The organism is Rhizobium sp. 32-5/1 (assembly GCF_029537235.1).
In the GTDB taxonomy this organism is placed as follows: Bacteria; Pseudomonadota; Alphaproteobacteria; order Rhizobiales; family Rhizobiaceae; genus Pararhizobium.
In genome coordinates, this window is record NZ_CP120638.1 from 2,232,559 (window position 1) to 2,252,217 (window position 19,659).

General features: G+C 58.9%; 15 protein-coding genes and 6 pseudogenes. 5 read left to right on the plus strand and 16 right to left on the minus strand.

Annotation, left to right across the window (positions count from 1 at the left end):
- Positions 1-2 precede the first annotated feature (2 nt).
- Positions 3-1,223, minus strand: a complete 1,221-nt coding sequence (trpB, locus tag P6U16_RS11465; protein WP_277700707.1) for a tryptophan synthase subunit beta — start codon at positions 1,221-1,223, stop codon at positions 3-5.
- A gap of 1 nt (position 1,224) precedes the next feature.
- Positions 1,225-1,917, minus strand: coding sequence for a phosphoribosylanthranilate isomerase (locus P6U16_RS11470; RefSeq protein ID WP_277700708.1), 693 nt, complete (start codon positions 1,915-1,917; stop codon positions 1,225-1,227).
- 128 nt (positions 1,918-2,045) lie between these two features.
- Here P6U16_RS11470 and P6U16_RS11475 point away from each other — a divergent pair, with 128 nt between their 5' ends.
- From P6U16_RS11475 to P6U16_RS11485, 3 genes are read left to right on the plus strand one after another with little or no spacing between them, the layout of a single operon-like run.
- Positions 2,046-2,339, plus strand: a complete 294-nt coding sequence (locus tag P6U16_RS11475) for a ribbon-helix-helix protein, CopG family (RefSeq protein ID WP_277700709.1) — start codon at positions 2,046-2,048, stop codon at positions 2,337-2,339.
- On the plus strand, positions 2,254-2,619 hold the full coding sequence (locus P6U16_RS11480; protein ID WP_277700710.1) for a type II toxin-antitoxin system VapC family toxin: 366 nt from the start codon (positions 2,254-2,256) through the stop codon (positions 2,617-2,619). Before P6U16_RS11475 ends, P6U16_RS11480 begins: the two co-directional genes overlap by 86 nt.
- 53 nt (positions 2,620-2,672) lie before the next feature.
- Positions 2,673-2,873, plus strand: a complete 201-nt coding sequence (locus tag P6U16_RS11485; protein ID WP_277700711.1) for a YqaE/Pmp3 family membrane protein — start codon at positions 2,673-2,675, stop codon at positions 2,871-2,873.
- 12 nt (positions 2,874-2,885) lie between these two features.
- On the opposite strand, the pseudogene P6U16_RS11490 reads toward P6U16_RS11485, so the two are convergent.
- The 12 genes and pseudogenes from P6U16_RS11490 to P6U16_RS11545 all read right to left on the minus strand — a co-directional run bounded on the left by P6U16_RS11490 (position 2,886) and on the right by P6U16_RS11545 (position 15,047).
- Positions 2,886-3,646, minus strand: a pseudogene (locus tag P6U16_RS11490) (M48 family metallopeptidase).
- Between the two features lie 98 nt (positions 3,647-3,744).
- Complete coding sequence (locus tag P6U16_RS11495) at positions 3,745-4,173, minus strand: DUF2852 domain-containing protein (protein WP_277700712.1); 429 nt, start codon at positions 4,171-4,173, stop codon at positions 3,745-3,747.
- A 147-nt stretch (positions 4,174-4,320) separates the two neighbouring features.
- Positions 4,321-5,595, minus strand: a complete 1,275-nt coding sequence (phaZ, locus tag P6U16_RS11500; protein ID WP_277700713.1) for a polyhydroxyalkanoate depolymerase — start codon at positions 5,593-5,595, stop codon at positions 4,321-4,323.
- A gap of 219 nt (positions 5,596-5,814) precedes the next feature.
- Complete coding sequence (locus P6U16_RS11505; protein ID WP_277700714.1) at positions 5,815-6,648, minus strand: amidohydrolase family protein; 834 nt, start codon at positions 6,646-6,648, stop codon at positions 5,815-5,817.
- Positions 6,645-7,663: pseudogene (locus tag P6U16_RS11510) on the minus strand (zinc-binding alcohol dehydrogenase family protein). Before P6U16_RS11510 ends, P6U16_RS11505 begins: the two are co-directional and overlap by 4 nt.
- Positions 7,664-7,730: 67 nt before the next feature.
- Positions 7,731-8,705 carry an ABC transporter permease gene (locus tag P6U16_RS11515; RefSeq protein WP_277700715.1) on the minus strand — a complete coding sequence of 325 codons (975 nt, stop codon included), beginning with the start codon at positions 8,703-8,705 and terminating at the stop codon, positions 7,731-7,733.
- 49 nt (positions 8,706-8,754) lie between these two features.
- On the minus strand, positions 8,755-10,290 hold the full coding sequence (locus P6U16_RS11520) for a sugar ABC transporter ATP-binding protein (protein WP_277700716.1): 1,536 nt from the start codon (positions 10,288-10,290) through the stop codon (positions 8,755-8,757).
- 125 nt (positions 10,291-10,415) lie between these two features.
- Positions 10,416-11,404, minus strand: a pseudogene (locus P6U16_RS11525) (ABC transporter substrate-binding protein).
- 313 nt (positions 11,405-11,717) lie between these two features.
- On the minus strand, positions 11,718-12,152 hold the full coding sequence (locus P6U16_RS11530; protein WP_277703826.1) for an RbsD/FucU domain-containing protein: 435 nt from the start codon (positions 12,150-12,152) through the stop codon (positions 11,718-11,720).
- 77 nt (positions 12,153-12,229) lie between these two features.
- Positions 12,230-13,248: pseudogene (locus P6U16_RS11535) on the minus strand (aldo/keto reductase).
- A 51-nt stretch (positions 13,249-13,299) separates the two neighbouring features.
- Positions 13,300-14,805 carry an altronate dehydratase family protein gene (locus P6U16_RS11540; RefSeq protein WP_277700717.1) on the minus strand — a complete coding sequence of 502 codons (1,506 nt, stop codon included), beginning with the start codon at positions 14,803-14,805 and terminating at the stop codon, positions 13,300-13,302.
- Positions 14,806-14,888: 83 nt separating this feature from the next.
- Positions 14,889-15,047 (minus strand): hypothetical protein, encoded by a 159-nt coding sequence (locus P6U16_RS11545; protein ID WP_277700718.1) that lies wholly within the window; start codon positions 15,045-15,047, stop codon positions 14,889-14,891.
- Positions 15,048-15,109: 62 nt separating this feature from the next.
- Here P6U16_RS11545 and P6U16_RS11550 point away from each other — a divergent pair.
- Positions 15,110-15,987 (plus strand): annotated as a pseudogene (locus P6U16_RS11550) (GntR family transcriptional regulator).
- A gap of 15 nt (positions 15,988-16,002) precedes the next feature.
- Positions 16,003-17,094 carry a mannitol dehydrogenase family protein gene (locus P6U16_RS11555; RefSeq protein ID WP_277700719.1) on the plus strand — a complete coding sequence of 364 codons (1,092 nt, stop codon included), beginning with the start codon at positions 16,003-16,005 and terminating at the stop codon, positions 17,092-17,094.
- Here P6U16_RS11555 and hpaI read toward each other — a convergent pair whose 3' ends face one another.
- Both hpaI and P6U16_RS11565 read right to left on the minus strand, forming a co-directional pair.
- Positions 17,095-17,895, minus strand: a complete 801-nt coding sequence (gene hpaI / locus P6U16_RS11560) for a 4-hydroxy-2-oxoheptanedioate aldolase (protein WP_277700720.1) — start codon at positions 17,893-17,895, stop codon at positions 17,095-17,097.
- 31 nt (positions 17,896-17,926) lie between these two features.
- Positions 17,927-19,525, minus strand: a pseudogene (locus P6U16_RS11565) (NAD-dependent succinate-semialdehyde dehydrogenase).
- Positions 19,526-19,659 lie beyond the last annotated feature (134 nt).

Below are 19,659 nucleotides of genomic sequence, written 5' to 3' on the forward strand. Positions count from 1 at the left end.
TCTTACAGTCCCATTCCAAGCAGCTTGCCGACGGTGAAGATATCCTTGTCGCCGCGGCCGCAGAGATTCATCACGATGATCTGGTCCTTGTCCATCTTCGGCGCCCTTTTCATCACTTCTGCCAAGGCATGGCTTGGCTCAAGTGCCGGAATGATGCCTTCGAGGCGGGTCAGGAACTTGAAGGCTTCGAGCGCCTCGTGATCCATGATCGGCACATATTCAACGCGGCCGGCATCCTTCAGCCAAGAATGTTCAGGGCCAATGCCAGGATAGTCGAGGCCGGCGGAAATCGAATGGCCTTCCTTGATCTGTCCGTCGCCATCCTGCAGCAGGTAGGTACGGTTTCCGTGCAGGACGCCCGGCGAACCGGCGGTCAGCGAGGCGCAATGTTCCTCACCGTCCAGCCCCTTGCCACCGGCTTCGACGCCGACGATCTTGACGCTGTCATCGTCGAGGAAAGGATGGAACAGGCCGATGGCATTCGATCCGCCACCAACGGCGGCGATCAGCATGTCCGGCAAACGGCCTTCGGCGGCCATCATCTGCTCGCGCACTTCCCGGCCGATGACCGACTGGAAGTCGCGGACCATTTCCGGATAGGGGTGCGGGCCGGCGGCGGTGCCGATCATGTAGTAGGTGTCATCGACATTGGTGACCCAGTCGCGCAGCGCCTCGTTCATCGCGTCCTTCAGCGTGCCGTGGCCGGCCGTGACCGGCTTGACCTCGGCACCGAGGAGCTTCATGCGGAAAACGTTCGGCGCCTGGCGCTCGACATCGGTGGCACCCATGTAAACGACGCAGGGAAGACCGAAACGGGCGGCAACCGTCGCCGATGCGACACCATGCTGGCCGGCGCCGGTTTCGGCGATGATGCGGGTCTTGCCCATGCGCTTGGCGAGAAGGATCTGGCCCAGGCAATTGTTGATCTTGTGCGAGCCGGTATGATTGAGTTCGTCGCGCTTGAAGTAGATTTTCGCGCCGCCCAGTTCCTGCGTCATCCGTTCCGCGAAATAAAGCGGGCTCGGGCGACCGGTATAATGCGTATTGAGATGCTGGAGTTCGGCCTGGAACGCCTCGTCGGTCTTGGCGATATTCCACTTTTCCTCGAGATCGAGGATGAGCGGCATCAGGGTCTCGGCAACGAACCGGCCGCCGAAAATGCCGAAGCGTCCGTCTTCATCCGGCCCGGCCTTGAACGAATTCAGTTTTGGCGTCTCGTTCACTTCATTCTCCCTGCAACTGCATTCTTTTCGAGGCCATCTTTTCAAGGACAGTTTCCGCCCGCCTGACGGCATCGAAAAACGCGTCCATGCGCGTCAGATCCTTCACACCCGGGGCACTTTCGACGCCTGACGACGTATCTATGGCCTTTGTTCCGGATATTGCCAGTGCTTCGGCGAGATTGTCCGCGCTCAAACCACCGGAAAGCATGTAATCGACGGTGTCGTCAAGCGCTTCAAGCAGCCGCCAATCGAAGGAAACCCCGTTGCCGCCCGGAAGCTGTGACCCCTTGGGTGGCTTGGCGTCCAGCAGGAACCTGTCGGCGATGCCTATATAGGGATCGATCCGGCGCAGATCATCGGCATCGCGGATCGAAAGTGCCTTGATGACGGGCAGTCCGTAGACCGCCTTGATGTTCAGAACGCGCTCCGGGCTTTCCTCGCCGTGCAACTGCAGCATATCGGGAGCGAGCGCCGAAACGATTTCGTCGAGATCGTCATTGTCGGCGTCCACGGTCACGGCGACGATCTTCGCCTTTCCGCGGATTCGCTCGGCCAAGCGTCCCGCATCATCAGGTTCGATATTGCGCGGACTTTTCGGGAAGAAGATGAAACCCACATGCGAGGCGCCGAGCGTGACAGCCCGGTCCACGGCTTCGGCAGTCTTCAGACCGCAAATCTTCACTTCCGTTTTCATGGAAAGCGACGTGACATGAAATTCGGTGTGAGTCGAGCCAAAAAGCGGCGTCAATTGGTCCCGGAGACTTGTCGGCGTTATGCCTTCAATGATATATGCTATGTATATATTATATCAAGCGAGGCTTCATGAAAACGCTGATCGATATCGCCGAGCCACAGATAAAAGCCCTGGAGGAGATTGCACGTACGGAAAACCGTTCGCGGGCAGCTATCATCCGCGCTGCCATAGATGATTATTTATCCCGCCGCGCCAATGACAACAATGGCGACGCCTTCGGGTTGTGGGGGATCGCAAGATCGACGGGCTCAACTATCAGGAAAAGATCCGTAGCGAATGGTGAAAGCCCTGTTCGATACCAATATCCTGATCGATTACCTGAACGGAATTACCGAGGCGCGGGACGAAATCCAACTTTATGAAGACAAGGCGATCAGCATGATTTCCTGGATGGAAGTCATGGTTGGCGCCGACACTCCATTCGAGCAGGCAACACAGGCATTTCTGGGCCGGTTTCGGTTGATTGAACTGAACGACCAGATTGCCGCCCGCGCCGTGGTTCTGCGCCGGGAACGAAGGATCAAGCTGCCGGATGCAATTATCGAGGCGTCTGCGCAGGTCAATGGCATGCTTCTGGTCACACGGAACAAGAAGGATTTCGACGCCGGTTCGCCTGGCGTGCGTATTCCCTATGTATTGTAAGCCGGCGCCAGACGAACCATATCCCGTTCAAGCATAACGAACGGAGAACCAACATGCGCCTTGTGCTTGCCCTGCTCCTGCCATGGCTGCAATTCTTCACGATCGGCCGGCCTTTTGCGGGCATTATCTGCCTGATCCTGCAGGTAACATTGATCGGCTGGATTCCGGCGGCGATCTGGTCGGTCTATGCACTCAGCCAGTACAAGACGGACGAAAAGATCAGGGAAGCGCTTGGCAGCCAGCATCGCCGCTAACCCGAAGCGCCCTTAATCGAAATCGATGGCGTGAAGCATCGTGCCGTTGCGCTTCAGCCAACGTTTGGCATCGTCGGTTGCCGGGCACAGGTCCGCGCAAGATCCCAGAAATCTGGGCCGTGGTTCATCTCGCGCAGATGTGCGACCTCATGGGCTGCGAGATAGTCGATGACCTTAGGAGGCGCCATGACGATGCGCCAGGAGAAACTCAGAGCGCCATCGGCCGAGCACGAACCCCAGCGGCTACGGGTGTCCTTGAAGCTGAGGGATTTGACCTTGCGACCCACCGTTCGTGCGTGGATAGCAACCAGCCGTTCAAGATCCTTGCGGGCTTCCTTTTTCAGGAAATCGGCGATTCGCCGACCGAGATGCTCTTCCGCCCCGCTGACTTTTAAAATTTGCTCTTCATCTACGGTAATCGCTTCGGTCAGCCCCCGCAGCTTGCCGGTTCGCTCGATGCGATGCGCAACGCCGCGAATAAGAATGCTGCCACCATCCTCCAGTGTGCTTTCGCCGGAGAAACGGGAAAGCTTGGTCATCAGCCATCCCTGATGCCGGTCGAGGAATGCGTTCACCTCGCGCTCAGCCAAGCCAGAGGGGATGGTCATCTTCAGGGCCCGGCCACCCGGCTCGATTCGTAACGTCATGCGCGTGGCCCGAGCATTCTGCTTGATCGTCAGCGACAGGATCTTGCCGGCGACGTCGATGCTGCGCACCGTCGGCGGTGGCGGCTTCTTTGGTGAGCGAGCGGGTTTTCTGAGCAACGAGAACATCAGACGGTGATATCCGATTCGGATGAAAGGCGCATGAGGCACGTAAAAAGGCCGGCACCTTTGGAAAGGCGCCGGCCGGCATTTCAGATGGTTTCAGATCAATTGGCCGGGAAACCCGGAACAGAGCCGGAACCGCCGGAATTGCGCTCGCGCATGAAGCGGTCGAAATCGTCCTGGTCCTTGGCACGGCGAAGTTCACGCACATAGGAATCGAACTGCTCGCGCATTTCGTCCAGTTTGCGGCGCTCCTCGTCGAGACGGGCCAGTTCGGCATCGCGCCAGTCGTCGAAGGCAACGTTGCCGGTACCGAAGGACGGGCGATAGCGGTTACGCCCGCCGCGCTTAAAGGACGAAAATACACCATCGACGGTGTCGTTGGCATCCTTCTTGAACGTCTTCAGCCGTTCGCCGAAGATGATATAGGCGAGCATGGCCAGGCCAAGCGGCCAGAAAACCACGAAACCGAGCACCATCATTGCAATGGTCGCGGGCGTCCAGTCCGGACGGATCAATGCGGATTGGTTCATCTGTGGAAGTCCTCGTTTATCGTGGGCCGCCCTGTGCGACCCGCTAACGAAGATGTGGGAAGGTGTTGCCGCCTCTGCAAGATATTCTCCCATCCCAATCGATCAAGTCCCTGATCACACTGGAAGAAATCCTTGCAGACCAAAGCCTCAGGCGGACTTTCCGCCCTTGATCACACGTCGCACCGGTTTGGCGCTGCGGGTGTGGTCCCGGTGGAAGGCCGAGATTCGCGGGGCGATTTCGCGACGGAAACGCGATCCGTTGAAGACGCCGTAGTGGCCGACATCCGGCTGCACATAGTGCATGCGCATATGGTCCGGGATGTTGGTGCAGATCGTTTGCGCGGCCTGCGTCTGACCGGCACCGGAGATATCATCGTTCTCGCCTTCAACCGTCAGCAACGCCACCTTGCGGATCGCTGTCGTATCGACCTTCTGCCCCCGGTGCATCATCTCGCCCTTCGGCAGGACGTGCCTGATGAAGACGGTATCCACCGTCTGCAGATAGAACTCCGCCGTCAGGTCCATCACCGCCAGATATTCATCGTAGAAATCACGGTGCTTTTCGGCGGCGTCCCCGTCATTCTTGACGAGATGCTCGAAAAAGTCCTTGGTCGCGGTCAGATGGCGGTCGAGGTTCATCGACATGAAGCCGGAGAGTTGCAGGAAGCCCGGGTAAACCTGGCGCATGAAACCCGGAAGCGGGAACGGCACCGGCATCACGACATTGTCGCGAAACCATTCGATCGGCTTCTGCTCCGCCAGCTTGTTGACCGCGGTCGGATTGATGCGCGTGTCGATGGGGCCGCCCATCAGCGTCATTGATGACGGCGACAGCGGATCATCATTGGCTTCCATGACGGCAACTGCAGCCAGAACAGGCACTGCCGGCTGGCAGACCGCGATCACATGGGTGTCAGGTCCGAGGAAATGGAGGAGGTTGATGATGTATTCGATGTAATCGTCGAGATCGAACGTGCCTTCGGCGAGCGGCACGTTGCGTGCGTCGATCCAATCGGTGATGTAGACATCGGAATTCGGCAGCATGGCTTCCACCGTGCCGCGCAGCAGCGTCGCATAATGCCCCGACATCGGCGCGACGATCAGAACTTTCGGATCGGCTGCGCGGCTCTTCGGCAGGGCGCGCTGGAAATGGATGAGATTGCAGAACGGCTCGCGCCAGACGATCTTTTCGGTCACGGCCACCGGCACACCGTCGATGACAGCTTCCGGAAGGCCAAAGGTCGGCTTGCCATAGCGCCGGGTAGAGCGCTCGAAAACCTCAAGGCCAGCAGCGGCTGCACGTCCCATATAGGTATGCGACATTGGATTAAGCGGATTGCTGTAGGCGAGCCGCATGGCATCGGCCGCAGCCCGCCAGGGCGCCATCATTGCATGATTGAGCTCATAAAGCTGGTAAAACATCGGAAGCGCACTCCTTGTTACCGTAAACGACAACGCCGCTCCCTACCGGACGCAACCCTGCATTCTTGTTTTCTCGCCACAACGGCCAAAGACACTAGCATTTTTCTATTGCAACGCAATAAATAGGGCGTCAGACCATTTGAGCAACCACTCCTGCCGGACCCTACAGAACAAGGCTTGATATATCGTGAAGTGGCTTGCTCCGGGCTGTTTTGTCCTTCAATCGGCAATCCCGTAAAATGCAGCGGCCGTCCCGTGAAACACCGCCTGCCTTCCTTCCTCGTCCAGATGTGCGGTAAGCGCAGTTGCGGCTTCCATCCAGCGCTCGTAGGTAGAGGCGAGTTCGACGACCGGCCAATCACTGCCGAACATCACACGCGCGGGGCCGAAAACCTCCAGAAGATGTGAGGCGTAAGGCTTCAAGCATTCGACCGACCAGCTTTCACCCGCCTCCGTGACAAGACCCGAGAGCTTAACCGAAACATTGGAGCGCTCAGCCAACGCCGCCATATCAGCGCGCCAAGGCTCGATTATGCCCTTTTCGATGAATGGCTTGGCTCCATGATCGACAACGATCGGCAAAGCGGGAAGATGATCGGCCAGGGCTGATATCACCGGCAGATGACGCGGCTGGATCAGCGCGTCGAAACGCAAGCCCATTTCGGCGACAAGATGCAAAGTCTCCAACGCTGCAGGCTGCAGGATATAGGCCGTATCCGCGATCCCCTGCAGCATCGGCCGGATACCCCTGAATTTCGGATATTGGCCGAGCCGACGGAGATCCTCGGCGGCGTGAGGTGCGCATATATCGACCCAGCCAACAACGGCGGCAATGGTGTCTTCCTTTTCCGATAGGTCCAGCAGGAAAATCGTTTCGGCGATGTTCGGCGCCGCCTGAACGAGAACGGTGCGGACTACACCGCAGGCCTTGAGATGCGGAGCAAGGTCGGCAGGCGTAAAATCCCCGTAGATTGCCGAAAGATCCGGCGTCGGCCAGTTGTTGTGGCCAAGGCCAAGCGTCCAATAGTGCTGGTGGGCGTCGATCCGCTTCATGCCGAAACCTTGATCACCGCCTTGATCAGACCGGATTTTTCATGTGCCCAGCGCGGCAGGTCTTCGACAGCGCGCTCAAGCGTGGTGCGGTGGGTGATCAACTTGTCGATCGGGACATGTCCGGCACGGATCGAAGCCGCGACATGCTCGAAATCCATCCGCGTGGCATTGCGGCTGCCGATCAGCATCATCTCACGCTTGTGGAATTCCGGGTCGGAAAAGCGGATGTCATCCTTGACGACGCTGACGAAGACGAGGCAACCACCATGGGCGACGAAGGAGAAGGATTTCTCCATCGAACCCCCGTGACCTGTGGCATCGAAGACCACGTCGAAACCTTCGCCATCGGTTGCCGACAAGACCGCCTGCAGCGCATTTTCCCCGCCAGGATGCCACCCGTGAATCCAAGCCGGTCACCGGCCATTCCCAGTCGCTCGGCGCTTGCGTCGAGCAGGGTCACGGCATGACCGGCAATCCGCGAGAAGATTGCGGTCCCCAGGCCGATCGGCCCGGCGCCGATAACCAGCGCCCGGCTGCCGGCGGGTGCCAGCGATCGCCGTACGGCATGGGCGCCGATCGCCAGGAATTCCACCGTCGCTGCCGCTTCGAGCGACAGGTCCCCGGCCGGATAGAGATTGGTTTCAGGAACAAGAATTTCCTCGCAGAAGGCGCCATCGGTATGAACGCCCAGAACCTTGATGGCGGTACAGCAATTGGGCTTGCGCTGCCGGCAGGCGACACAGGTCCCGCACGAAAGATAAGGGTTGACGATGACCGGCGTTCCCGGCTCCAACGTCGCGCCGGCTCCGACTTCGAGTACGGTCGCGGAAATCTCGTGGCCCATGACCCGCGGATATTCCAGAAACGGATGCTTGCCTTCGAATATATGATAGTCGGTGCCGCAGATGCCGACATGGCTGACGGCAAGCCGCACCCAGCCTGCCGGTGGCGTCGGCAAAGCCTTTCGCTCGACGATTTCCAGACGTCCGGGTTCGGGGCAAAGAACTGCTTTCATGGCGTCGTCCGAGTTTCACTTTGGGAAGAAATTGGCACGGCGAATGCCGTGCCAGAGCCAAGCAGGATCAGCGCGAACCGCGGCGGCGCAACTGATCGACATAGACGATGATGATGATCAGGGCGCCGGTGATGATTCGCTGCCAGAACGAATTGACGTTGAGAAGATTGGCGCCATTGTTGATCGTCGCCAGGATGAATGCCCCGATCAGGGGACCATGCACCGAGCCGACCGCCCCAAACAGGCTGGTGCCGCCGATCACGGACGAGGCGATCGCCTGCAGTTCCCAGCCTTCGGCCTGGGTCGCATTGCCGATACCGATGCGAGAGGCAAGGAGCAGGCCGACGAAGGCCGCACAGGTCGAGGACAGGATATAGGCGAGATAGATGGTCCTGTTGACGTTGACGCCGGACAGACGCGCCGCCTCGCTGTTGGAGCCGACCGCGAAGAGATAGCGGCCCCAGCGGCTGAGATGCAGGAATATGTAGGCCGGCACCGCGACAACCAGGACCATCCAGAACAGGCTCGGAACGCCAAGGAAATCAGCGCGAGAGAAATCGGTGAAACCATCATTGCTGATCGAGATGGTCGATCCATTGGTGATCAAAAGGCCAATGCCGCGCAGCGATGTCAGCGTTGCGAGCGTGATGATGAAGGCCGGCAGACCCATGCGCACGATGCCGAAAGCATGAAACGCGCCGATGGCGACGCCCACCAGTAGGGTCAGCGCCATGGCCGGCCAGAGCGGCACGCCTGCCTGCAGCAGCCAGGCGATGGTGACGCTGGAGAAGCCGACAACAGCACCCACAGACAGGTCGATACCGGCCGTGATGATCACGAAAGTCTGGCCAACGGCGAGGATCGCCGTCATCGCGCCCTGACGCAGCAGGTTGCTGATGTTGTTCGGCGTCCAGAAGCTGTTCGTAAAGATGCCGAGCAGCAACCAGAGGAGCAGCAGGAGGCCGAGCAAGATCAGACCGAACAGGATGTTCATGCCCTTCTTCGGCACCGGTGCGGATTCCGTTGTGGTCTCTACGCTCATGATTTTGCTCCCTCACACATTCTTATCTTGTCTTTTCAGTTCACCCGCGTCAGACGCCGATCGCCTGCGTCAGCACTTCCTCATGCGAGGCGCTGCGATAGGTATGGCTGGCCACGAGCTTCCCCTGCCGGAAAACATGCAGCCTGTCCGAAAGCTCATAGACTTCAGGAAGGTAGGACGAGATCAGGATAATGCCTGCGCCCTGCTCAAGAAGCCGCGCGAACAACCGGTAGATTTCCGCCTTGGTGCCGACATCGACGCCGACGGTCGGCTCGTCGAAGATAAACAGCTTGGCGCCATGGCTCAGCCACTTGCCGATAACGATCTTCTGCTGGTTGCCGCCGGACATGGCGGACGCGAGCACGCGCCGCGTCGGCGTCTTGATCTTCAGGTCGCTGATCTGCTTGTCAGCATTCTCGATTTCACGGCGCCGGTTGATGGTCAGGCCACTGGTCAACCGGTCGAAAATCGGAAGGTTGATGTTCAACCCGATCGGCAGGTTCAGGCAAAGCCCCTGGTCGCGTCGGCTTTCCGGCGCCAACGCAATGCCGAGATCCATCGCCTTGCGCTCGTTGCCGATCGTGACTTTATTCCCCTGCCAGAAGATTTCGCCGGCGCTGAGGGGCTGGCGGCCGTAAAGCCCGAGCGCGAACTCGCTGCGTCCGGCGCCGATCAGGCCGTAGAGACCGACGATCTCGCCGGCCTTGACCGACAGTGAAATATTCTCGAAGCCGGGACCGGACAGTCCGCGCGTTTCGACAATCATCTCGCCGATCGGCAGGTGTTCCTTGTGATAAATCTGCTCGATGGTCCGATTGATCATCATTGAGATCAGCTCGGCATCGTTGGTCTCGCCGATCAGACGCGTTCCGACATGGGTTCCATCGCGCAGAACCGAGACACGGTCGGCCAGTTCGAAGACTTCTTCCATGCGGTGGCTGATGTAGACGATCGTCACACCTTCATTCTGAAGCCGGCGAATAAGCCGGAAAAGCTGCGCCGATTCCTGTCGCGTCAGATAGGCGGTCGGCTCGTCGAAAATCAGGAACTGGGTGCCGCGCATGGCCGCGCGCGCCGTCGCAACGAGCTGCTGCTGGCCAATCGTCAGGTCGCTGAGGAGAGCCGCCGCCGGCAGGTTGAAGCCGAGATCGTTGAGCACCACCTGCGCGGCGTCGGTCATGGCGCGTTGGCGCATCAGACCTTTGGCCTGCATCTCATCGCCAAGAAACATATTGGCAGCGACCGTCAGGTGACGACAAAGCACGACCTCCTGGTGCACGGCATTGATGCCGCGGGAAATGGCCTCGGTCGGCGTCGCAAGCTGCACCGATTGGCCGCACCAGTAGACTTCCCCGGATGTTCGGCGGATCACGCCTGTCAGAAGCTTGATAAGAGTGGATTTGCCGGCGCCGTTTTCACCGACGATGGCGTGGATTTCGCCGGAGAGAAAGGTGATGTTCGCCGGCTTCAAGGCCTCGACGGCACCGTATTTCTTCTGCAGTCCACGCAATTCGAGGATCGGCTGCCCCTTGGCAACAGGATGCCCCGCTGTGTGCAACTGGCTGATGTCGTGAAGTCCTGTCATGACGGCTCCCTCCCCACATTCGAAAACCTGCCTCACGCGGCGCGAGCCCTATGAGGCAGGACGATTCGTCTGGATTGACGTCGGCAGGCCCCGGTCTTGAAGCCGGGGCCTGCCGCTCAAACGGATCAGTTGACCTTCGGGTTCAGAAGGGCATCGATCTTCGGGTCGGCCATATTGGCCTTGGTCACCAGGTTTGCACCGGTATCAACATTGGCCTCGACCTTTTCCTTCTTGGAAGCAGCGAGAGCCGTCTTGATGCCGTCATAGCCCATACGGTAGGGATCCTGCACGACGAGGCCGGCAAGCACGCCCTCCTTCAGGAAGCCAACCGTTTTTTCGTCGCTGTCGAAGCCGATGACCTTGATCTTATCGCCGAGCTTGTTTTCAGCGATCGCCTGGCCAACGCCCTGCGCCATGATCAGGTTGGAGGCAAAAACGCCAACGAGGTTAGGATTTGCTGTGATCAGGTCGGTCATCATGTTGAGACCGGTTGTCGCCTGGCCGTCGGCATACTTGTCGGCAACGATTTTCAGGCCCGGATATTTCGCACCGATGACCTCGACGAAGCCTTCATGGCGCTGATCGAGCGAACCGACACCCGGCAGGCTGGTGATGATGGCGATTTCGCCCTCTTCCTTGCCTGTGGCTTCCTTGATGGCAGCGGCGAGACCTTCAGCGGCGATACGGCCACCCTGAACGTTGTCGGTGGTCAGGAACGACGTGAAAGCCTTCGAGTCGGCCCCTGAGTCGATACCGATGATCGGAACAGCCTTGGCGGCTTCATCGATGGGCTTGCCGAGTGCCTTGAATTCCGTCGGCGAGATGACGACGGCCGCAGGCGCGCCGGCAACGGCGTTTTCAAGAATGCTGATCTGGCCGTTGATGTCGGATTCCGACTGTGCGCCGAGTTCCGGTACGTTGACACCGAGATCCTTGCCGGCAGCCCGGGCGCCAGCCAGAACGATCTGCCAGTAGAAGGATGTGGTATCCTTGACGATGATCGGGATGGTGACGTCCTGCGCGAACGAGGTCATCGGCATCATGGTTGCAAAACCGCGGCGCCAGCGAGGCTGGTGAATGCGCGGCGGGACAGAATGTTCTTCATCATTGTCATGTTGTTCTCCTCCAACAACGTCTCGTTAAGTTCTCCTCAGACCGGGCAGCGAGACGTAAACCGCTCGATCTTTTATCCATAAAAAACATTGCACAGAGGCAAGCTATCTTAGTGTTTTTGAAAATGCAAGCGACATCAAACGACTTTTCGACGGATGGTGCAAACTCTCAACTCATTGAAATTACTGCTTTTCCAACCAGCATTACAACCTCCCACAAAGGTCAGCCGTAGGAGGCGGAAACTTCTCCCTATTCCGATGCTAGTTCAGAGATATTTCAAACGCAACAAAAATATGATATTTCTGTTCCGAATTTCATAAATTTGGAATGTCCAGTCCAATTTGGAAATCCTCAGTCGCTATCAACGGTGAAGAGTTCCCCGGGCCGAACGACCCCTTCTTCAGAATGATGTTTCCGTAGAGTTGGAATTCCGTGGTCGCGACGATGTAAGCAGCACTGCGCGCGCGTTCGTAGAAGGCAAAACGCTCGATCGGCATGACCTCGAAGTCCCCGGCAAGTTTTTTGACGAGGCTCTGGAACTTGACGCAGACCGCCGGCACAGCCGTCGGGTCGCCGACAACCTCCATCCGCCAGGCGGCTTCGTCCACGAAGGTATCAAGCGGCATATGCGCCAGTATCGCTTCAAGAATGCTTGGCGCACCAATGCCATCAGCGCGCACGACCGTCGGCCCCATGGTACTGGCGGGGAAATTCGCGTCGGCAATGACGATCTCGTCACCATGGCCCATGGTGCGGATCGCGTGCAGCAATTCCGGTCCGAGCAGGGGTGGATACCCTTCAGCATTTCGTCTTCCTTTCCGTCCAGCTAGACCCGGACAGCATCTATTCCAAGTTCCGGCGCGACAAGCGTGTGGGCTTCGTAGGCCGTGAAATCCTCCGGCGTGAGACGCCGGTCGGTCAGTTCCATATTGCGCAGAAGGCTGGACGGTTTTGCGGTGCCGAGAAGAACCGATGCGACCAGCGGATGCTGCAGGGGAACTGGATGGCCGGCTGCGCAAGAGGCGAGCCCTGCGTGGCGGCAATCGTTTCCATGGCGGTTACTTTCTCCAGAACATCCGGCGTTGCCGGCATGTAATCGAAATGCGCCCCTTCAACAGGACCTGTTGCCAGAATACCCGAGTTGAAGACCCCACCAATCACCAGCGAGGTCTGCTTTTTCTCGCAAAGCGGCAACAGTTCGGCCTCCGCCGTACGGTCCAGCAGCGTGTAGCGGCCAGCCAGGAGAATGCAGTCGAGATCCGCTTCCCGCATGACATCGAGGCAGACCGGAACTTCGTTGACGCCAAGACCGTAGGCGGCGACGGCGCCGCTCGATTTCAGCTCTTCAAGCGCTTTCAGGCCGCCGTCGAAAAGCTGGCGCAGGTAGATCGCGTTGCGCTCGGCCCCATGGGTGTAAACGCCGATATCGTGGACAAAGAGAATATCGATGCGGTTGAGACCAAGACGCGCATGGCTGAATTCGACCGAACGCATGATGCCGTCATAGGAATAATCGTAATCCGTATCGAAGGGCAGCGGATTGACGAAGCCGTAGCTTGGAACCTTGTCGTAGGCGACCGGCCGCTGCAGCCGGCCAACCTTGGTCGACAGAACGTAACTTCCCGTCGGTTTGTCGCGCAGGAAATCGCCGACACGCCGCTCGGCCAAGCCGAAACCGTACCAGGGGGCCGTATCGATGAAGCGAATGCCGGTTTGCCATGCGGCCTCAAGCGTTTCCATCGCCACATCCCGCGGACAGGCGCGGTACATGCCGCCGAGCGGGGCAGTGCCGAAGCTGAACTCCGTGACCGACAGGTCAGTCCGTCCTATTTTTCTGGTCTGCAGCAAAAGTTTCTCCTCGACGCCTCTTCTAGAACTGGTTGGCGACACGTTTCGTCAGAGTGTCGCGCCCAGGTGCCAGGGTACGAATTCATTGTCGCCATAGCCGAACAGTTCGCTCTTGGTTTTCTTGCCGGAGGCCGTATCGACGATCAGATCGAAGATTTCGCGTGCCTTGCCGGCAATCGTCGCATCGCCTGTGGCGATCGTGCCGCAATCGATGTCCATGTCCTCTTCCATCGACTGGTAGAGCGCCGTGTTGCTGGTCAGCTTGATCGACGGGCATGGGCGCGAACCGAAGCAGCTGCCGCGGCCAGTCGTGAAGGTGATAACATTGGCGCCGCCGGCGACCTGGCCCGTGGCTGAAACCGGATCGTAGCCGGGTGTATCCATGAACACGAGGCCGTGTTCCTTGACGCGTTCGGCATAGTTGTAAACAGCCGTCAGCGGCGAACGGCCACCCTTGGCCACGGCACCGAGCGACTTTTCAAGGATCGTCGTCAGGCCGCCGCGCTTGTTTCCCGGCGAAGGATTGTTGTCCAGCGAAGCACCGTGCATCGCCACGTAATTTTCCCACCAGGAGATCAGCCCGTCGAGCTTCTTGGCCACATCCTCGTTCACAGCACGGCTGCGGAGCAAATGCTCGGCACCGTAGATTTCCGAGGTTTCCGAAAGAATGGCCGTGCCGCCGGCGCCGGCGAGAATATCGACGGCGGCACCGAGTGCCGGATTGGCCGTGATACCTGAGAGACCATCGGAGCCGCCACATTGCAGGCCGACGATGATTTCGCTGACCGGAATGGCAACGCGTTTGGCAGTGCCGACCTCGGCCGCAATTTCACTCAGCACGCCAAGCGCGCGGGCAACCGCACGGCGCGAACCGCCCGCATCCTGAATATTGAAGTGGCGTTTTCCGGCACCCGCGCCGCTCTGGCCATAAAGCGTCAGCTGGTTGACTTCGCAACCAAGGCCGACCATGAGCACGCCACCGAAATTGACGTGTCGCGTATAACCGGCGAGCGTCCGGTGCAGGTTCTGCATGCCGTCGCCGGTCGAACTCATGCCGCAGCCCTGATCGTGAACGATCGGCACGAAACCGTCGATGCCGTCATAATGCGGCAAAATGGTCTTGTTGGCTTCCTCGGCGATCGCGCGACAGACGGTGGTGGAACAGTTGACGCTGGCAATGATGCCGATGAAATTGCGCGTTGCCGCCCGGCCATCAGCGCGGCGATAGCCCATGAAGGTGCGGGCCTTGTCAGCTTGGCTCGCCGCTTCGGGCGGCACGGGTGCGCCGATCGAAAGACGGTCCTGATCGAAGGCGAGATTGTGCGAATGCACATGGTCGCCAGCGGCGATCTCCACGGTTGCCCGGCCGATGGCCTGGCCGTATTTCACGACGGGTTCGCCGATATGCACCGGCCGGATCGCCACCTTGTGCCCGGGATCGATCCGGCCATTGGCACGAACACCGCCGGGAAGATCGCCACCGGCTTCGATGGCAAGGGATGCGACGGCGACATTGTCTTCCGGCGACAAAACGATGAAGGACGGTGCGGCCACCCTGAATATCTCCCGTGACGATTTTTGGGAGAACGGTGATGTTCTCCGATTTTTGTCTTTTATCTACAATAGACAGTTTTCCGTCAATGGGTATTATGCGCATCACCCAAGCGTCGATGCAAAACGGCAGTGACGCCAAAAAACAAATAGGGGATGAAACAATCATGCGGGATCAAGTCGTTGGCCAAGACAGGATGAAGCGAACCAGCTAGAGGAACGTTGATCAACAGGCGTTCGATCATTGCGGCAATCGGCACGACCGCATCTGCGGATCGACAGGTTTCTCTATCCAATCGGCAAAATCATGGCGAAGCAAAACACTGTCTTCAAGGAAGCCTTCAACCGGTGCCTCAAGCTCCTGGCCGAGACTGCAGCGTTGCCGTCAGAGCCGGAGCTGGGCGCCCTGCTCGGTGTCAGCCGGACGACGATACGCGCCATCCTGACACGGCTCGAAGAACTGAAGCTGATTACATGGGACAAGCGGGCAAAGACGGTGCTGCGGCAGCCGGAACCGGACGATTATTACCCGGTAGAGGAAACTGATTCGCTCTCCGACATCATCGAGCGCAGTTTCATGCGCCGGATTCTGGCTGGGGGGCCGAACCGGGAATGCAGATCAACGAGCTCGAACTCGCCCGCGACATCGGCACCGGCACGACCAGCGTGCGCGAATTCCTGATCCGCTTCAGCCGCTTCGGCCTGATCGAAAAGCGTCCGAACAGCCATTGGATTCTCAAGGGTTTTACCCGCGAATTCGCGCTCGAACTGACTGAAGTGCGGGAAATGTTCGAGCTTCGCTCGGCGCACTCCTTCGTGGCTCTTCCGGAGGGCCATCCTGCCTGGGCGGAACTGTCGCGGATCGAGTTGATTCATCACGAGATTCTGAACGACATCGACAACCGCTATATGGAATTCTCCGAACTCGACGAACGCTTCCATCGCCTGCTGCACAAGTCGTCCAGCAACCGCTTCATCGTCGATTTCTACGACATTATCGCCATCGTTTTTCACTATCACTACCAGTGGAACAAGGCGAATGCACGCGAACGCAATGCCCGGGCGCTCGAGGAGCATCTTGCCTATATCGACGCGTTGCGCGCCCGCGATCCGGCGAAAGCGGAAGAGGCCTGCAGACGGCATCTGCGCTCCGCGCGCGAAACCCTGCTTCAATCGATCCAGTAAAGGCTGCCCAGAACGATGAGAACAGCGATCGTACAAATCGGAACCAGCCGGTTTCTCCAGGCCCATGCCGACCTTTTCATCAGCGAAGCGCTGGAGCGTGGCGAGGCTGCCGGCAGGATCACTATCGTCCAGACGACGGGATCGGCAGAGCGCGCCGGACGTCTCTTGGCACTGGCGGCACCGGGTGGTTTTCCCGTTGTTGTCCGCGGGCTGGAAGCAGGGTGCGAGATCAACCGCAGCCAACAGGTGACGAGTGTCGCGCGCGCCTTGTCGACGACAACAGACTGGGCAGAAGTGATGCGCATCGTGGTCGAGGAAGCGGAAATCCTTATTTCCAATACCGGCGATACCGGCTACCGCGTCGATGCCGACAGCCCGGAGCAGACCGTTCCCGCCTCTTTTCCGGGTAAGCTTCTTCTTCTGCTCCATGCCCGCTACAAGGCCAATGGCAGGCCGCTCACCATGCTGCCCTGCGAATTGGTTTCGCGAAACGGCGACGTGCTGAAAGCGCTGATGCTGTCGCTTCAGGATGGTCGCATCGGTGATCCGGCCTTCGCAAACTGGCTCGATACCAAGGTGATCTGGGCCAATACGTTGGTCGATCGCATTGTTTCGGAACCGATCGAGCCTGCAGGCGCAGTTGCGGAACCCTATGCGCTCTGGGCGATCGAACAGCAGCCGGGTCTGTCGCTGCCCTGTAAGCACCCAAACGTCCTACTCGTTTCCGATCTGACACCCTATGAGAAGCTGAAGTTGCATATCCTCAACCTAGGACACACCGTACTTGCCGATATCTGGCTGAAACAAAAGCGACCCGACGCGGAAACTGTCCGGGACATTCTGGGCGTTACGGAAATCCGCTCCACGCTTCTCGGCATCTACGAAACGGAGGTCATCCCCGCCTTCGCAGCCAATGGGCTCGGTGCCGAGGCAAAAGCCTATGTCACCGCAACGCTCGAACGTTTCGACAATCCGTTTCTCGACCACCGCATGCGCGACATCGCCAATCATCACGCGGAAAAGCTTGTGCGTCGCATCGTCGATTTCAGTGCATGGAGCCCGACCATCGCTATGCCAAAGCTGATGGAAATCGCCAATGCGCTCTGATCAGTAGCCGGATACGGGTTTGGCCCCGGTTTCGCCTGAAAGAAACGTTTCGCGCAGTTGTGTCGTCGCGCTGACGAGAAGCGTAACATCTGTTCCAATGGCCATGAAGGTCGCTCCGAGGTCGCGGTAGATTCGTGCCTGATTGAGATCGAGTGTCATGATGCCCCGGGCCTTTCCGGCACGCTTGATCCGCTCGAACGCATCGGCGACGGCAGCGAATACCTCGGGAGAGCCCGGTTTTCCGAGATGCCCCATGTCGGCTGCCAGATCGGAGGGGCCGATGAAAACCCCGTCGACCCCATCAAGGGCCGCCACCTCATCGAGGATCGCAAGCCCGGCCCGGCTTTCGATCTGGAGAAGCAGGCAAATTTCGTCATTGGCCGTTTCGAGATAGTCGCCGATACGGCTGAACTGCGAGGCGCGCCCAAGGGCTGCCCCCACGCCGCGGATACCGTGCGGCGGATACCGCACGGCGCGGACCAGCGCCTGCGCCTGCTCGACCGATTCGACCATCGGAATCAGCAGGGTCTGCGCCCCTGCATCCAGGATTTGCTTGATCAGCCAGGCTTCGCCAATCGGCAGGCGCACGATCGGATGGCTGCCGGACCAGGCCAGCGCCTGAATCTGCGCCGCAAGCAGCGGAATGTCATTCGGGCCATGCTCGCCGTCGATCAAAAGCCAATCATAGCCGCTGCCGCTTACAATTTCCGCGGCATAAGGGCTTGACAGCGCCACCCAAAGCCCAAGTTGGAAACGATCCTCGCGCAAAGCTGCCTTAAAGAGGTTTTTCGGTGCTGGCATGCGGCATTCTCCTTCATCTCGACAACAATCCTTAGCCGGAATCAAAAAGCCGGCCAGAGCAGGCCGGCCGGCTTTTCCAAATGCAGCTCGGTATCTTAGGCAATGCCGCCAAGGCAGACATATTTGACTTCGACAAATTCCTCGATGCCGTATTTGGAGCCTTCGCGGCCGAGGCCGGAGAGCTTGACGCCACCGAACGGCGCTTCGGCCGTCGAAATCAGGCCGGTATTGACGCCGACCATGCCGTATTCCAGCGCCTCGGCGACGCGGAAGACACGCGAGAGATCGCGGGCGTAGAAATAGGACGCCAGACCAAATTCAGTGTCGTTGGCCTGGTCAATGACATCGGCTTCGTTCTTGAACTTGAACAGCGGCGCCAGTGGTCCGAAGGTCTCTTCACGCGCAACGGCCATATCCTTGGTGACATCGCCAAGAATGGTCGCCTCGAAAAGGTTCCGCCCAGCGCGTGCGCCTTGCCGCCCTGCAATACCTTGGCGCCCTTTTTCAAAGCATCTGCAATGTGTTCCTGGACCTTCTCAAGAGCGGCCTTGTCGATCAGCGGGCCGAGGATGACACCTTCATCCATGCCGTTGCCGGTCTTCAGCTTGCCGACGGCAGTTGCCAGTTTTTCGGCAAAGACATCATAGACGCCTTCCTGCACATAGATGCGGTTGGCGCAGACGCAGGTCTGGCCGTTGTTGCGGAACTTGGCGATCAGTGCGCCCTCAACTGCGGCATCGAGATCCGCGTCATCAAAGACGATGAACGGTGCGTTGCCGCCGAGCTCGAGGCCCAGCTTCTTGATGGTCGGCGCGCTCTGCTTGTAAAGCTCGATGCCGATTTCGGTCGAACCGGTGAAGGTTACCTTGCGCACGGTCGGGTTCGACGTCATCTCGCCGCCAATTGCAACAGCCGAGCCGGTGATGACGGAGAACAGGCCCTTTGGCAGACCTGCGCGCTCTGCAAGCAGCGCAATGGCGATTGCCGAAAACGGCGTCTGGGAGGCAGGCTTGAGCACCATTGCGCAGCCCGCTGCGAAAGCAGGTCCGGCCTTGCGGGTGATCATTGCATTCGGAAAATTCCAGGGCGTGATCGCGGCGACGACGCCGATCGGCTGTTTCATCACCATCAGGCGCTTGTCAGGCTGGTGGCCGGGGATGAGATCACCGTAGATGCGACGGCCTTCTTCTGCAAACCAGTCGATGAAGCTGGCACCATAGACGATTTCGCCGGTGGCTTCGGTCAGCGGCTTGCCCTGCTCCAGTGTGAGGATGCGGCCGAGATCATCCTTGTTTTCGATCATCAGGTCGAACCATTTACGCAGGATGCCGCAACGGTCCTTGGCGGTGCGCGCGGCCCAGCCTTTTTGTGCGACCCGCGCTGTCTCGATGGCGGTCTTCGTCTCCGCTCCACCAAGCTTCGGCACATAGCCAATAACCTCGCCCGTCGCCGGGTTGTTGACCGCAATTCCGCTTGCTGGATCTCCATTGATCCATTCACCCCCACAAGAGCGGCCTGACGGAAAAGCGTGGGGTCTTTCAGGGTGAGCGTCATTGCGGCAATCCTTTTTCCAAAACTTTGCAGAACTTATACAAGTTATTTCGGAATGTCGATATCGAATCTTGAGCAAACAAACGTCGCAAAGCGGCGGACTAGCAGAAAGCCTCCCTGATTGTCTGGATTAGCGAAACAGTCCATCTCCGAACCGCGGCCTTATCCGGTCGGGTCCTTTGCAGTAAAAATTACCGGCATTCCGCTCAGAAG